This is a genomic window from Micromonospora parathelypteridis, from assembly GCF_014201145.1.
GTDB classification, from domain to species: Bacteria; Actinomycetota; Actinomycetes; order Mycobacteriales; family Micromonosporaceae; genus Micromonospora; species Micromonospora parathelypteridis.
Map to the genome: position 1 here is coordinate 4,982,297 of NZ_JACHDP010000001.1, position 13,541 is coordinate 4,995,837.

At 71.3% G+C, this 13,541-nt stretch carries 14 protein-coding genes and 5 tRNA genes; 10 read left to right on the plus strand and 9 right to left on the minus strand.

Annotation, left to right across the window (positions count from 1 at the left end):
* Positions 1 to 128 precede the first annotated feature (128 nt).
* The 3 genes from HNR20_RS22470 to HNR20_RS22480 all read left to right on the plus strand — a co-directional run bounded on the left by HNR20_RS22470 (position 129) and on the right by HNR20_RS22480 (position 396).
* Positions 129 to 201: transfer RNA gene (locus HNR20_RS22470), tRNA-Gly, on the plus strand.
* A 34-nt stretch (positions 202 to 235) separates the two neighbouring features.
* Positions 236 to 306, plus strand: a tRNA-Cys gene (locus HNR20_RS22475).
* 15 nt (positions 307 to 321) lie between these two features.
* Positions 322 to 396: transfer RNA gene (locus HNR20_RS22480), tRNA-Val, on the plus strand.
* Positions 397 to 498: 102 nt separating this feature from the next.
* Here HNR20_RS22480 and HNR20_RS22485 read toward each other — a convergent pair.
* Positions 499 to 1,338, minus strand: a complete 840-nt coding sequence (locus HNR20_RS22485; protein ID WP_184183144.1) for an oxidoreductase — start codon at positions 1,336 to 1,338, stop codon at positions 499 to 501.
* Positions 1,339 to 1,704: 366 nt separating this feature from the next.
* Here HNR20_RS22485 and HNR20_RS22490 point away from each other — a divergent pair, with 366 nt between their 5' ends.
* Positions 1,705 to 2,172 (plus strand): nuclear transport factor 2 family protein, encoded by a 468-nt coding sequence (locus HNR20_RS22490; protein WP_184183147.1) that lies wholly within the window; start codon positions 1,705 to 1,707, stop codon positions 2,170 to 2,172.
* 27 nt (positions 2,173 to 2,199) lie between these two features.
* Here the strand turns inward: HNR20_RS22490 and HNR20_RS22495 are convergent, their stop codons facing one another.
* The 3 genes from HNR20_RS22495 to HNR20_RS22505 all read right to left on the minus strand — a co-directional run bounded on the left by HNR20_RS22495 (position 2,200) and on the right by HNR20_RS22505 (position 4,593).
* Positions 2,200 to 2,667, minus strand: a complete 468-nt coding sequence (locus HNR20_RS22495; protein WP_229687389.1) for a winged helix-turn-helix domain-containing protein — start codon at positions 2,665 to 2,667, stop codon at positions 2,200 to 2,202.
* 142 nt (positions 2,668 to 2,809) lie between these two features.
* Entirely contained in the window at positions 2,810 to 3,544 is a 735-nt protein-coding gene (locus HNR20_RS22500; RefSeq protein WP_184183150.1) for a GNAT family N-acetyltransferase, read from the minus strand.
* A 68-nt stretch (positions 3,545 to 3,612) separates the two neighbouring features.
* Positions 3,613 to 4,593, minus strand: a complete 981-nt coding sequence (locus tag HNR20_RS22505; RefSeq protein WP_184183153.1) for an ArsR/SmtB family transcription factor — start codon at positions 4,591 to 4,593, stop codon at positions 3,613 to 3,615.
* A gap of 70 nt (positions 4,594 to 4,663) precedes the next feature.
* On the opposite strand from HNR20_RS22505, the gene HNR20_RS22510 reads away from it, so the two are divergent.
* Positions 4,664 to 5,479 carry an isocitrate lyase/PEP mutase family protein gene (locus HNR20_RS22510; protein ID WP_221311247.1) on the plus strand — a complete coding sequence of 272 codons (816 nt, stop codon included), beginning with the start codon at positions 4,664 to 4,666 and terminating at the stop codon, positions 5,477 to 5,479.
* Between the two features lie 75 nt (positions 5,480 to 5,554).
* Here the strand turns inward: HNR20_RS22510 and HNR20_RS22515 are convergent, their stop codons facing one another.
* Entirely contained in the window at positions 5,555 to 5,797 is a 243-nt protein-coding gene (locus HNR20_RS22515) for a DUF6458 family protein (RefSeq protein WP_030488593.1), read from the minus strand.
* A 146-nt stretch (positions 5,798 to 5,943) separates the two neighbouring features.
* Here HNR20_RS22515 and HNR20_RS22520 point away from each other — a divergent pair.
* The 4 genes from HNR20_RS22520 (at position 5,944) to HNR20_RS22535 (ending at position 7,979) form a co-directional block, all read left to right on the plus strand.
* Positions 5,944 to 6,016, plus strand: a tRNA-Gly gene (locus HNR20_RS22520).
* A 26-nt stretch (positions 6,017 to 6,042) separates the two neighbouring features.
* Positions 6,043 to 6,117: transfer RNA gene (locus HNR20_RS22525), tRNA-Val, on the plus strand.
* Positions 6,118 to 6,262: 145 nt separating this feature from the next.
* Positions 6,263 to 6,910: a TOPRIM nucleotidyl transferase/hydrolase domain-containing protein gene (locus HNR20_RS22530; RefSeq protein ID WP_184183159.1), complete on the plus strand. Its 648-nt coding sequence runs from the start codon at positions 6,263 to 6,265 to the stop codon at positions 6,908 to 6,910.
* Between the two features lie 76 nt (positions 6,911 to 6,986).
* Complete coding sequence (locus HNR20_RS22535; RefSeq protein WP_184183162.1) at positions 6,987 to 7,979, plus strand: NAD-dependent epimerase/dehydratase family protein; 993 nt, start codon at positions 6,987 to 6,989, stop codon at positions 7,977 to 7,979.
* 20 nt (positions 7,980 to 7,999) lie between these two features.
* Here the strand turns inward: HNR20_RS22535 and HNR20_RS22540 are convergent, their stop codons facing one another.
* Positions 8,000 to 8,974, minus strand: a complete 975-nt coding sequence (locus HNR20_RS22540; RefSeq protein ID WP_184183165.1) for an Acg family FMN-binding oxidoreductase — start codon at positions 8,972 to 8,974, stop codon at positions 8,000 to 8,002.
* A 228-nt stretch (positions 8,975 to 9,202) separates the two neighbouring features.
* Between HNR20_RS22540 and HNR20_RS22545 the strand changes: the two genes are divergently transcribed.
* A complete protein-coding gene (locus HNR20_RS22545; protein ID WP_184183167.1) occupies positions 9,203 to 9,841 on the plus strand; it encodes a response regulator in 639 nt (212 codons plus the stop codon).
* Positions 9,842 to 9,851: 10 nt separating this feature from the next.
* Here the strand turns inward: HNR20_RS22545 and HNR20_RS22550 are convergent, their stop codons facing one another.
* From HNR20_RS22550 to HNR20_RS22560, 3 genes are all read right to left on the minus strand, one after another.
* Positions 9,852 to 11,528 carry a sensor histidine kinase gene (locus HNR20_RS22550; protein ID WP_184188806.1) on the minus strand — a complete coding sequence of 559 codons (1,677 nt, stop codon included), beginning with the start codon at positions 11,526 to 11,528 and terminating at the stop codon, positions 9,852 to 9,854.
* A 97-nt stretch (positions 11,529 to 11,625) separates the two neighbouring features.
* Positions 11,626 to 12,621, minus strand: a complete 996-nt coding sequence (locus tag HNR20_RS22555; RefSeq protein WP_229687376.1) for an Acg family FMN-binding oxidoreductase — start codon at positions 12,619 to 12,621, stop codon at positions 11,626 to 11,628.
* Positions 12,622 to 12,678: 57 nt separating this feature from the next.
* The gene (locus HNR20_RS22560; protein WP_184183174.1) at positions 12,679 to 13,536 is read right to left on the minus strand and encodes a universal stress protein; all 858 of its coding nucleotides are present in this window, start codon (positions 13,534 to 13,536) and stop codon (positions 12,679 to 12,681) included.
* Positions 13,537 to 13,541: the final 5 nt, after the last annotated feature.

Below are 13,541 nucleotides of genomic sequence, written 5' to 3' on the forward strand. Positions count from 1 at the left end.
GAAGCCTGCCGGCGGTGGTCCCGGTCCCGCCCATGGCGGGTGGGACGCGCCGGAACGACCCCGAGTTGGCAGTAGTTCACCGGCTCGGCTAAAGTTCTCATCCGTCACCCGGGAACGTCCGGGGGCGTGCGGACGTAGCGCAGCTGGTAGCGCATCACCTTGCCAAGGTGAGGGTCGCGGGTTCGAATCCCGTCGTCCGCTCGGAGCTGCCGCCACGCATGACGGGGGCAACCTCGGTGGGGTGGCCGAGAGGCGAGGCAACGGCCTGCAAAGCCGTGTACGCGGGTTCAAATCCCGTCCCCACCTCGGCAACAAAGGCACGGGCGATTGGCGCAGTGGGAGCGCGCTTCCTTGACACGGAAGAGGTCACTGGTTCAAACCCAGTATCGCCCACCAGTTGGATGAGCACGTCAAACGGCTCGTTACCGGAAGTTTCCGGTAACGAGCCGTTCTGGTTGGTCGTGCGGATCAAGCCGGCAGGCTCACCTGGGCGGCGTGTCAGGACACCGCGGTCGAGCGGCTCAGCCCTTCCCAGGCATCAAGGTCGGCCAGACGTGACTCGAGCTCGGCGCGGAGCCCGTCGACCGCGTCGCCACCCAGCGCGAGCCGAAGGGGCGGATTGTCGCTGTCGACCGCGGTGACAATGGCAGCGGCGGCCTTGGCGGGGTCGCCTTCCTCGGAGCCCTGCATCGCATTGACGTAGGCGCGGAAAGCCCCGGCGGTGCCACTGTAGGCGTCGATGACCGTCGCCTCGCTCTTGCTGCTGTTGATCCGCGTGCGGAATGCTCCCGGTTCCACCATCACGACGCGCACACCGAATGGGGCAACTTCTCCCGCCAGGGTCTGGGACAGGCCTTCGAGAGCGAACTTTCCGGCATGGTAGGCCCCGAAGGCATGGAAGCTCGTTTGTCCACCCATCGAGCTCATCTGCACGATGGTTCCGCTACCCCGCTCGCGCATACTTGGCAGTACGGCCTTCGTTGTCTGGGCGGCGCCGAAGAACAGGACCTCCATCTGCTCACGCAGTTGCTCCGTGGTGAGTTCCTCGACGGCGCCCATCATGAGGAATCCGGCGTTGTTGACGAGGACGTCGATCCGGCCGAATAGTGCCATCGTCGCCTCTACCGCAGCCTGGACGGAATTGGGATCGGTGACGTCCAGAGCGTAGGTGCTGACCTGCCCCTTGCCGAGATCGGCGAGGTCCTGCAGAACTTCGGGACGGCGCGCTGTCGCCATCACCCGGTCACCCGCGGCCACTGCGGCGAGCACAATCTCACGGCCGAAACCGCTTGAGCACCCCGTGATTAGCCACACGCGGTCCTGGGTCTGACCTGTCATGTCTTGCTCCTGATAGGTGTCGGTTCTCGGTAACTGTTTGCGAGAACCATTCTTATTGCAGGCGCACGGCACGGTCCAACACATGTTTCCTGAGGCAGTGACAGTCTGCCCCTGTGGCGCACTCGGCGAGGTCGGTCAACCCGCCGCCCCACGGGGTTTTACACGCTAACCTCACCCTGACGCCGCGTTGTGCGAGATGCCAGCTTCATGGCAGTCGGCAGCGGGTACAGGATCAGACTGTGGTCGGCACAGGAAAAAGGTGTTGGACGCGGCGAACCCCGCTGCGGAGGATTGGTCTCGTCAACCACTTGACGGTTCGGCTCGCCGGGCCGATCGAGGACCCTCGGATGCCCCAAAGGAATAATCATGTCTTCAGACGTTTCTCTTCAGCAGTTCGCCGACCGCTCCGCCCTGCGCGATCTGGTCGATGCCTATGCCCGTCGCGCAGACGTAAGGGATTTCGGGGGGCAGGCGGCGCTGTACGCAGAGAATGGTCGGGTCGCCGTCTACACCGGCGACCCCAGCACAAATGAACCCGTCCAGGTGCTGACCGGCCGGGACGAAATCGGGTCCGGCGTCACGGCGACGTTGAAGGACTTCGAGCAGACCTTCCACTTCAACGGCCAGAGCACGGTGTTGACGTTGAGCGGTGACCAGGCGACGGGCGAGACCTACTGCATTGCCCACATGGTGACCAACGCCGCCGGTGCACGAACCCTGACGGCAATGACCATTCGCTACCGCGACACGTTCACACGTGTCGACGGAACGTGGCTGTTCGCCGAACGGCAGCTCATCATGGGTTTCACCGAGCAGCGCCCGCTGGCGGCCTGAACCCTCCGCGAGAGCCGGGGCGAGGCTTCACGCCAGGGCGAGCCGGTAACCAACCCCGCGTACGGTCTGCACGCGCAGGGTGTCGTCGGCAGCGCGCAGTTTGCGGCGTAACCGCTTCATCGCCGAGTGCAGGACCGATGTGTCGCCGAGGTACGCACTGCCCCAGACCGACTCGAAGAGCCTCTCGTACGTCCAGACTCCGACCGGTGCGGTGGCGAGTTGGGTGAGCAGGTCGCGCTCGAGTCGGGTCAGGGTCAGCGGTTGTCCGCGCCACGTCGCCAGGTGATGAAGCGGATCGATCACAAGGTCACGCAGACTGATCCGACCGGAGGCGGCGGCCGGAGCGGAGGCGGGGCTGGTCTCGGGGCTGAGCACCGGGGCCGGCCCGCCGGTCAGGGGTGGACCGATCATCGCCTGAAGTTCCGCCAGGTCGGTGCAGATCACCAGGGTGCCGAGCCCGTCAAGGCGCCGGACCATCCGCTCGCGAACCGACACGTCAGCGGTTACGCAGAACACGAGGGACCTGTCTTCGACCACTGTTTTACCTCCCCAGGCACATCACCACGGGAAAGACAACGCTGTCTGACCCCCGTAGTCAAGGCTTCCTCAAGCGGCCTTTGCCTTGCCGGGTGGCGGCTCAGAAGGTGAGCAGTCGGAACTCGCCCACCGGCCGGAAGCCGAGGTTGCGGTAGACCGACTCACCGATGGGCGACGAGGTGAGGGCGGCCGTACGGGCGCCCCGCTCGGCGGCGAGTCTCAGCGCGGCGCTGGTCATGGCCGCGCCGATGCCCCTTCGCCGCTGCTCGGGCTGCGTGCCCACGAAGTAGAGCGTGACCAGGCCCTGGCGGAGCCAGGCGACGGTCGTTCCGACGATCCCGCCGTCGTCGAGGCGACCGGCCAGCCGGATCACGGTGCCGTCGCCGGCGAACGCCTTCTCCCGTTCGATCGTCGCCGCCACGCCCTCCGCCGGTATTCCGGATACCCGGGCGTAGGCCGGGACGAACGTGTCGAGGTCGGTGGTTTCGGTGATGTCCAGGCCGGCTGGTGCCGGGACGGCGGCTGCCTCCCCGATCGCCACGGTCATGATCGGCAGGCGGGCGACCTCGGCGGCGCCGAGCTCGGCCAGGCCGTCCGCCGTGCCCGGGTCGCTGTCCGGGCCAACCCACCAGACCCGGGGTACGCCGTGGAGTCGCTGCCGGGCCTCGGCGAGCGCGTCCTGCGGTGCGCGTCCCGCCACGCGCAGCACGCCGTTGAGGGTCGCGTGCGGCACGTCGCTGCGGTAGGTCGGGAGGTCCGGGTCCCCGGCCACGCCGATGTTCCAACCGAGCAGATACGCCCGGTGCGCGGCCAGCACCGTGTCGAGAGACTCCATGGTTCCTGATCGTAACTCGGGGCATTGGACCCGATTGACCTGCGGAAATGCGATCGGTGATCGACGGCCTACCCGGTCGCGGAGAGCAGCGCCTCGGCGAGGTCGGTGCGGGCGCTGAGCAGCGCCCGGCCGCGCCGGTGCGTCACCACCAGACCGGCCGCGCGCAACGCGGTGAGGTGTTGGGAGACCCCGGCGGGCGACATCTCGCTACGACGGGCCAACTCGGTGGTGCTGACCGGTGAGGTCAGCTCGGTGAGCAGCCGTGCCCTCCCGCGACCGAGCACGGCGGCCAGCGCTTCCGGGACGCCGGTCGAGCGCTCCCAGAGTGTGCCGAGCCCACGGGCGGGATAGGCGAGCTGCGGCGCGTCCCCGGCGGACACGCTCAGCACCGACGGCCAGACGAAGACCGACGGGATCAGCACCAGGCCCGGGCCGTCCGTGACGTCCGGAGCCAGGCAGTGCCGCTGCGCGACGAGCAGGGTGTCGGCCTCCCACCGGACCTGCCGGTGCAGGTCGTTGAGGAGCGCCGCCGCGCCTTCCTCGGCCAACAGTCGGGTGCGAGCGGTGACGTCCGCGTCGAGCAGCAGCCGCAGCCGTGGCCAGTCCGGGGCCAGGGCGATCCGCCAGTACGCCTCGATCTCCTCGGTCAGCCGCTGTAGGCCGGCCGGCGGGTCGGCGTACAGGGCGGCGAGCGCCGGAGTGCGTTCCCCCGGGTAGAGATCCAGGTGCGCGCGGACCGTGTCGCCCGGGGTGGCCCGCAGGGCGGCCAGTTCGGCGGCGAGGTCTGGGATGAGGCCGGTGGGAGGCGGGGTGAGGAAGTCGGCCAGGTAGCCGGGCGGGGCCGGCACCAGTTGCCAGAGCAGCCCTCCGTTCGGGCCGGCCAACCCTGCCTCGACCAGCGGTGGACGGACCCGGCGTACCCAGGGCAGGTGCACCGCGTGGTCCCCGGGGTCGCGCAGCACCCGGATGCTCGCGACGGCCTCCCACAGGCAGGAGACGGCGAACCGGATGCGGGCGACGGCACCCGCCGACAGGCTGATGGCGACCACGGCACCCCCGGTGGATTCAGCTGGGACTGAAACATTACCGCCGAGGTCGGGGGCGTCCGAGACTTGCCGGGTGAGCGAACAACACACCCGAGCCGAACTGTTCCGATCCCTGCACACCCCTGGGTCGCCGCTGGTCCTGGTCAACGCCTGGGACGCCGCGAGCGCCCGCATCGTGGCGGACGCCGGCAGCCGCGCGGTGGCCACCACCAGCGCCGGCGTCGCCTGGAGCCTGGGGGTATCCGACGGCGACGTCCTCGGCCGCGACGCGGCCGTCGACCTGGTCGGCCGGGTCGCCGCCTCGGTGTCGCTGCCGGTCACCGCGGACATCGAGTCCGGGTACGGTGCGACCACGGCCGAGGTGGGCGCGACCATCCGCGCGGTGATCGACGCCGGCGCCGTCGGCGTGAACATCGAGGACGCCCGACGTGATGCCGGCCCGTCGTTGCGCGACGTGGCCGACCAGTGTGGCCGGATTGGCGCCGTGCGGACTGCGGCCGACGAGGCCGGGCTGCCGCTCTACGTCAACGCTCGGATCGACACGTTCCTCAGCGGTTCCGGGGGCGTCGACGAGACCGTGGCCCGAGCCGTCGCCTATCTCGCGGCCGGCGCGGATGGCATCTTCGTGCCCGGGGTGGTCGACCCGGCCACCATCCGCGCGCTGGTGCGGGCGGTACCGGCGCCGCTGAACGTGCTTGCCGGTCCGGGCGCGCCAGCGGTGGAGGAGTTGGCCCGGCTGGGGGTGGCCCGGGTGAGCCTCGGCTCGTCGGTCGCGGAGGCCGCGTACGCGGTCGCTCGCCGGGCGGCGGAAGAGGCGCTCCGCGTGGGCACGTACGGCGCGCTGGCGGACGCCCTCGACTACGGCACGCTCAACGCGCTGATGCGTTGAGCGGTGCCGAGCCGGCCGCTTCAGTGCGGCGGCCGGCCCGGAATCGAGCTGCGTCAGCGATGAACAGTGGTGGCGTCACAGCGGCGGGGCGATGTCCCGCCGCTCCTCGACCTGGCGGTACTCCACCGGCTGCTCAGTGGTGGTGACCACCTCGCGGCGGCGACCCCAGATCAGCGTGGTCATGATCAGGCCGAGTACGCCGGCCCCCATCAGGATCCAGCCGACCACATCGAGGTTGATGCCGCCGACGCTCGCGTCCAGCGCGAAGGTGAGGATCGCGCCGAGCGCGATCAGGAAGATGCTGGTGCCGATACCCACGACAGCCTCCTTAGGGGGATGTGGTGCGCTGTCGAGCCCCTCAGTACCCCGGTGCCGACCAGTGCAACCGTCGCCCCCAGGGTGCCGCGCCAAGCGATCTTGGCATCGGGTAGAGTTCACCTGTCGCCGGCGCTTGTCGGGGACGTGCGGACGTAGCGCAGCTGGTAGCGCATCACCTTGCCAAGGTGAGGGTCGCGGGTTCGAATCCCGTCGTCCGCTCTCGACCCGCCTCGGGCGGTCACCACGGGCGATTGGCGCAGTGGGAGCGCGCTTCCTTGACACGGAAGAGGTCACTGGTTCAAACCCAGTATCGCCCACCAACTGGACCGACAGGTCAACGGCTCGTTACCGGAAGTCTGGTAACGAGCCGTTCTGGTTGTGGCCCCTTGTTGCGAGCAAGCTCAGGAAGCCACCCCGTTCACAATCCGATGGCGGTCCCGGTAGGAGCTTGCGAGACTCTGAGCTGTGCGAGAGCCGGACCGCTTCCGAGCCGCCGTGCACGTCTGGGCGGCCGGCGGTGCGGACGCCGCGGCAGCCGCCACACTGGCCCGTGCGCTGGCGGGCGAGCTGAGCACCGTCGTGCTCGTCGAAGGGCTCAGCGACCAGTACGCGGTGGAGACGCTCGCCGACCGGCGTGACCGCGACCTGGCTGGTGAGGGCGTGTGCGTCCTGCCGATCGGCGGAGCGATGAGTGTCGCCCGGTACCTGCGGCTCTTCGGCGTCCAGGGGCTGGCGCTGACCGTACGAGGGCTCTGCGACGAGGCCGAGGAGGGCTTCTTCCGGCGAGGGCTGGAGCAGGCCGGCTTCGGCGCCGAGCTGAGCCGCTCGGCGATGGAGGCGCTCGGCTTCCACGTGTGCGTGACCGACCTGGAGGACGAGCTGATCCGTGCGCTCGGCAGCGCCGGTGTCGAACAGGTCATCGATGCCGAGCGCGATCTGGCGAAGTTCCGGGTCTTCCAGAACCAGCCCGCGCAGCGCGACCGGACGATCGAGCGGCAACTGCGCCGCTTCATGGGCACGATGAGCGGGCGCAAGGCGCGGTACGCTCGCGCGCTCGTCGGCGCCCTCGACCCGGGTGCCATCCCACGGCCACTGGATCGGCTGCTCACCTGACGGTTCTGCCAGGGGCAGATCCGCTACCGGCGAACGGGGACGTCTTCCGCCGACTCGCGCGGGCAGGGTGGAGCGCATGAGATTGCTGGTGCTTGGCGGTACGGGTTTCGTGGGCGGGGCGACGGTCACCGAGGCGGTGCGCCGCGGCTGGACGGTGACGGTGTTCAACCGAGGGCTGCACGGCACGGTGCCTGCCGGCGTACACCGGTTGCGGGGTGACCGCACCGAACCGGACGGCCTGGCGGCCCTCGCCGGCGGCGAGTGGGACGTGGTGGTGGACACCTGGGACGGCGCGCCCCGCGCTGCCCGGGACGCCGCCCGCGCGCTGGTCGACGCGGTCGACCACTACGTGTACGTGTCCAGTGGGTCGGTCTACGCCGACCCGGCCGCACTCGGGCTGAACGAGGACTCCCCGGTGGTGGACGCCGACCCGGACTCCGTCGACGGCGACTACCCGCAGCTCAAGTCCGGTGCCGAGCGCGCGGTGCGGGAGGCCTTCGGCGACCGTGCGCTCGTCGCCCGGGCCGGGCTGATCCTTGGCCCGGGCGAGGACATCGGCCGGCTGCCCTGGTGGCTGCGACGCATCGAGCGGGGCGGCGACGTGCTCGCCCCCGGGCCGGCCGAGCTGCCGGTGCAGTACATCGACGTACGCGACCTGGCGGGGTGGATGCTGGACGCGGGCGCCCGGCGGCTGGGCGGCACGTTCAACGCGATCGGTCGTCCCGGTCAGACCACGATGGGTGAGCTGCTCGGCGCCTGCGTCGCTGCCACCGGTGCCGACGTCCGGCTGCGCTGGACCGATCCGGCGTCGATCCTCGCCGCCGGTGTGGAGCCCTGGAGCGACCTGCCGATCTGGTTGCCGGCCGGCCACCCCTACCGGGGGTTGCTGGAGCGGGACGTGACCCGCGCCTTCGCCGCCGGTCTGACCTGCCGGTCGTTGGCCGAGACCGTCGACGACACGTGGCGGTGGCTCCGCGAGGTGGACGTGGTTCCGCCGCGCGCCGGGCGACCGCTGCACAGCTCGATCGGGCTGGACCCGACCCGGGAGGCCGCTGTGCTCGCGACCTGACCGCGCCAGCGTCGATGAGCTCAGGCCGGCACCACCGGCAGGTCGAGCACGTCGTCGATGCTGCGGCGGGGGGTCGGTCGGCCCGGCTGGCCGTACCCGATCCGCAGCACCATCTGCGGCGTGCCGAGCCGTCCCAGCGACAGCCGTAGCTGCTCCCGAGCGGTGGGCACCTCGATGGGCTGGGAGAGCAGCGACACGCTGAGCCCGACGTCGGTGGCGGCGAGCAGCAGCCGTTGCAGGGCCTGCCCGGCGATCACCTGGTCCACAGCGGTGTTGCCCGCCGAGCCGAGCACCCCCACCAGGGGCTCCGGCTCGAAGTCTCGGCCCGGGGCCCGGTCGCGCCCGCCGAAGCCACGCGCCGGCAGCACGTCCTGCGGCTCGCTCTGTGGGCCGCCGGCCGAGACGGGTACGCCGTCCGGCGCGGGCTCCTCGCGCAGCCACCGCACGCGCTCGGCCCGGTACGCGGGATCGCGTTCCAGCACCCTGTGTGCGCCGCGGGCGATCTCACCGAAGGCAGTGACCGCGCTGACCCCGATCAGCAGCTCCAACCAGCACTGCTCACCACGGGCCGCCTCGCCGAGGCGCCACCGCGCGTCGGCCGGCACCGGGTCCGGCCAGAACGGCAACCGGTTGCTGAACCGGCGGGGGATGGCCGCGTACAGGCTCTGCTCGGCGGGGGTGGGTCGGCGTGCGACGTCCGGCACCAGTCGGGCCAACAGGTCCGGCTCGGCCGGGTCGGGGCGCAGCCGCACCCGAGCTGGCCTGCCGGCCACGGCCAGTGCCATTCGGAGGTTGAACAACGCCGCGCCGCAGGCGATCCGGACAGCCCACCCGCTCGGGTCGGACGCCGGCAACCGTCGGGTCGGGTCGGCCAACACCTCGATGCCGCCCTCGCGCAGCCGAAACCGCCACGGTTGGGTGTTGTGTAACGACGGCGCCCGGACCGCGTCCACGGCGGCGGCCCGTAGGTGGGCCTCGGTGTAGCCGATGTCCATGGCGGTACTCCTCTCCCGGTTCGCCGGCGATTGCGGCGGTTGGTACCGCGACGCCGGCGCACCTCTACGGTCCGTCCGTCAGCGGGGTGCTGAGCAGGGCCGGACGTCCCGATCCGTCCGGCCCGATCGCCCCGGGCGTCGCCCTCGGCCGGACGCCGGACCTCGGCCCGGCCTGGTCGGGACCTTCGGCCCGTGTGGCGAGGCGTGGGCACCGGGTAGAAACGAAGGATGATCCGCGTGTTCCTCCTCGACGACCATGAAGTCGTCCGCCGTGGCCTGGCCGACCTGCTGCAGAGCAGCGGCGACATCGAGGTGGTCGGCGAGTCCGGCTCCGCGCAGGAGGCGGTCCGTCGCATCCCGGCGTTGCGGCCCGACGTGGCGATCCTCGACGCACGGCTGCCCGATGGCAACGGCATCGACGTGTGCCGCGATGTCCGCGCGGTCGACTCGTCCATCAGGGGCCTGATCCTCACCTCGTACGAGGACGACGAGGCGCTGTTCGCGGCGATCATGGCTGGTGCCGCCGGGTACGTGCTCAAGCAGATCCGCGGCACCGACCTGGTCGACGCGGTGCGCCGGGTCGCGGCCGGGCAGTCACTGCTCGACCCGATCGTCACCGCCCGGGTGCTGGAGCGCATCCGCAATGGCGTCGAGCAGCCGCGCGAGCTGAAGTCGCTCACCGAGCAGGAGCGGCGGATCCTGGAGTACGTGGCGGAGGGGCTCACCAACCGGGAAATCGCCGGGCGGATGTTCCTGGCCGAGAAGACCGTGAAGAACTACGTCTCCAGCGTGCTGGCCAAGCTGGGCCTGGAACGCCGTACCCAGGCCGCTGTCCTGGCCACCCGGCTGCTCGGCAAGACCCCCTGATCTGCCCGGGTCAGTCGCGCAGCGGCGCGGCCCAGTGCAGCTCGGTGCCGTGCGGCTCGACCCGGCTGACGGTGAAAATGCCGCCGAGCCGGTCGGCGCGCTCGCGCAGGTTGACCAGACCACCCCGGGCGGCGGCAGGGTCGCAACCAACCCCGTCGTCGGTGACGGTCACGGTGACGTTGCCGGTGTCGACGCGTACGGCCACGTCGACGTGAGTGCTTTGCGCGTGGCGGACCACGTTGGACAGTGCCTCGCGCAGCACGGCGGTGAGGTCCGGGCGGATGGCGTCCGGGACGGCGCTGTCCACTGGCCCGGTCAGCTCCAGGTGCGGCTTGAAGCCCAGCGACTCGGCGGCCAACTCGATCGCCTCGCGGATCTCGGTGCGCAGCGCCGCCGTCATCGGCGTGCGTAGCTCGAATATGGTCCGGCGGATGTCGCGGATGGTGGCGTCCAGGTCGTCGACGGCAGCGTTGATCCGCTTGGCCACCTCCGAACGGGCCATCATCGGTGCGGCGCTCTGCAGTTGCAGACCGGTGGCGAAGAGCCGTTGGATCACCACGTCGTGCAGGTCACGGGCGATCCGCTCGCGGTCCTCCAGAACCACGAGCAATTCGCGTTCCTCCTGGCCGCGGGCTCGTTCCATGGCCAACGCCGCCTGCCCGGCGAAGCTGCCGAGCAGTGCCACGTCCTCGTCACTGGCAGCGCCGCCGCGCTCGAGCCGGTGTGCCACGATCAGCACGCCGTGCAGCGTGTCGGCGGTCGCCAGTGGTGAGATCATCGCCGGGCCGGTGTGCAGGAGCGCCGGCCACGGTGCGGCGTGCGCCAGGTCGTCCACCTGGTCGTGCCGGCCCTCGGCGACCGCCGCGCCGAAGCTCGTGTCGGCGGCGGGCAGGATCGCGCCGACCAACGTCCGGGCCTGCTCGTCCGCGCCGTCGACCACCTCGACGGTGAACTGGTCGGCGTCGGCGTCGTAGAGCAGCATCAGCGCCAACTCGGCCTCCGAGACCTCCCGGGCGCGGCGGGCGACCAACGCCAACGCGTCGGCGCGGCGCACCTCGCCGAGCAGCACGGTGGTGATCTCGGCGGTGGCGGCCAGCCAGCGTTCCCGCCGGTGCGCCAGGGCGTACAGACGGGCGTTTTCGATGGCCACGCCAGCGGCGGCGGCGAGCGCGACGACGATCTCCTCGTCGTCCTCGGTGAACTGTGCGCCGCCCTCCTTCTCGGCCAGATAGAGGTTGCCGAACACCTGGTCGCGGATCCGCACCGGCACGCCCAGGAAGCTGTGCATCGGCGGGTGGTTCGCCGGGAACCCGAACGAGCGGGGATGCTGGGTGATGTCCGGCATCCGCAGCGGCTGTGGGTCGTCGATGAGCAGGCCGAGCACGCCCCGCCCGTGCGGCAGGTCGCCGATCTGCTCGTGCTGCTCGGGAGTGATGCCGTGCACGATGAAGTCGTACAGCAACCGGTCCGCGCCGACGACGCCCAGTGCGCCGTAGCGGGCGCCGACCAGCTCGCAGGCCGCCTGCACGATGCGTTGCAGGGTGGTGCGCAGATCCAGGTTGGTGCCGATGCCGACCACCGCGTCGAGCAGGGCGCGCAACCTCTCCCGGCTGGTGACGACCTCACCGACTCGGACCAGCATCTCCTGCAGCAGCTCGTCGAGACGGACCCGCGACAGAGGGCTCAGCCCGAGCGACGGGGCTGTCGGCGACTCCTGACGGGGTTGCGGAGCGCTGCTGGTCACCGGGCGATGGTAGCGCCGGTGACCCTCCTGGCCAGATCTGTCAGCCCTGCTCGCCACGCAGCGCGGAGGTGTCGACCACCTGCGCGGCGGTCAGTCGCGGCGTGTGCGGCGGGCCCGCGTGTGCCGGGTCCGCGATGCCCAACCGCAGCACGATGTAGGGGAAACCGATCCCGGAGAGCAGCTGACGCAGGGTCTGCCGGGTGCCGGGCACCTCTACCACGGCGCTGAGCGGCACCACCGACACACCGAGCCGAGTGGCGGTCAGCCAGCCGGCGGACAGCGCCTCCCCGGCACGCAACCAGCTGTCCCGCTCGTCCTCGTCGCCGTGCAGCATCGCGTACACCGCCATGCGGTCGTGACCGGGACCCACGGGCAGGCTGCCGCGGCGGCCGAAGTCGCGGCCCGGCACGGTGGTCTGCGGTGGCTGCTCGGGCAGCACCTCCGCCGGCAGGCCGGTGCCCTCACCGGCACGGCTGGTCCAGTAGTCCAGCTCGGCGCGCAGCTCCGGATCCTCGGTCTCGATTGTGTCGGCGTGCCCTGCGGTAGCGGCCAACTCCAGCACCTGGTCGCGGTCGAGGATCTGCAACCGGCAGCCCTCCGCGCCGATCGCCCGGGTGATCTGCTCGATCGCCGTGGACGGCACCGGCTCGTCGCTGACCGGCCGCCGGTCGGTGCGCCGGACCTGCATGCACTGCACCATGTGCATGGCGTCCGGGTCTGCCGGGGTCTGGCCCAGGTCGGTCAGCCGGGCCAGCAGCTCGCCGTCGCCGGGGTTGGGCAGCCGTTGCACCACGGCGCTCCACCCCTCGGCCGCCAGCGCGAGCCGGGCATGGTGCAGGGCGGTGCCGCAGCTGATCGCGAGCAGCCTGCCCTCCGGGTCGGTGGCGGCGAGCTGCCGGTCGGCGACCGAGCGCAGCTCCAGCGCGTCGGGCAGCACCCGCCAACGCCACGGCTGGGTGTTGTGCACCGAGGGGGCGTGGCCGGCGGTGGCGGCGGCCTCCGCCAGTGCGGTGGTCAGCTGGCTCTCCGGACTCATGGTCACGACCTTCCATCTCTGCTCGTCGTGCCTCATGACGCGGTGCTTGCGCTGTGGTCAGCGTTCCCGGACCACCGCGACCGGGCAGTTGGCGTGCTGGATGAGCTGTTGGCTGACCGAGCCGAGCAGCATTCCGGCCAGCCCGCCCCGGCCGCGGCTGCCGACCACCACCAGCCGCGCGTCGCGACTCACCTCGATCAGCATCGCCGCCGGGCTGGTTGGGACGAGGTCGACGGTCATGTCCAGCTCGGGGAATGTTCGCCGCCACGGTTCCAGTGCCTGCTCCACCGCAGCCCGCTCGTCGGGCACCCCGGCCGCCCCGCCGGGGCCTGGTGTCCAGGCGTGCAGGACGCGCAGCGGCACCTGCCGCTGCGCGGCCCGTTCCGCCGCGAAGCCGAGTGCCACCAGCGACGGGTCCGAGCCGTCCACGCCGACCGCCACCGGGCCGGTCGACGCGTCGACCGGAGCGCTGCCGGCCCCGTCCCGGACCACCACGACCGGGCAGTGTGCGTGCGCGGCGACCGACACGGCCGTCGACCCGGCCAGCAGGCCTCCGAATCCGCCGTGGCCCCGGCTGCCGAGCACCAGCATCCCGGCCTCGGCCGAGCGTTCCTGCAACACCAGGGCAGGCGGCCCGTCGTACACCTCGCCGGTGACCCTCAGCCGGGGGTGGGTGGCGGTGGCGTCCGCCGCGGCCTTGCGGACCAGGCCTTCGACCTGCCGGCGGGCGGTTTCGTCCGGCCAGACCCCGGGCGCCACGCCCGGGCCGACCCAGCCGGCCACGGTCAGCCATTCGAAGACGTACGCCAGCCGCACCGGTTGGCCGCTGTGCCGAGCCTCCTCCAGCGCCCAGTCCACGGCCACCGAGGCGTCGGTGGAGCCGTCGTAGCCGACCAGGATCTCCGCGTCACGCACGTCGT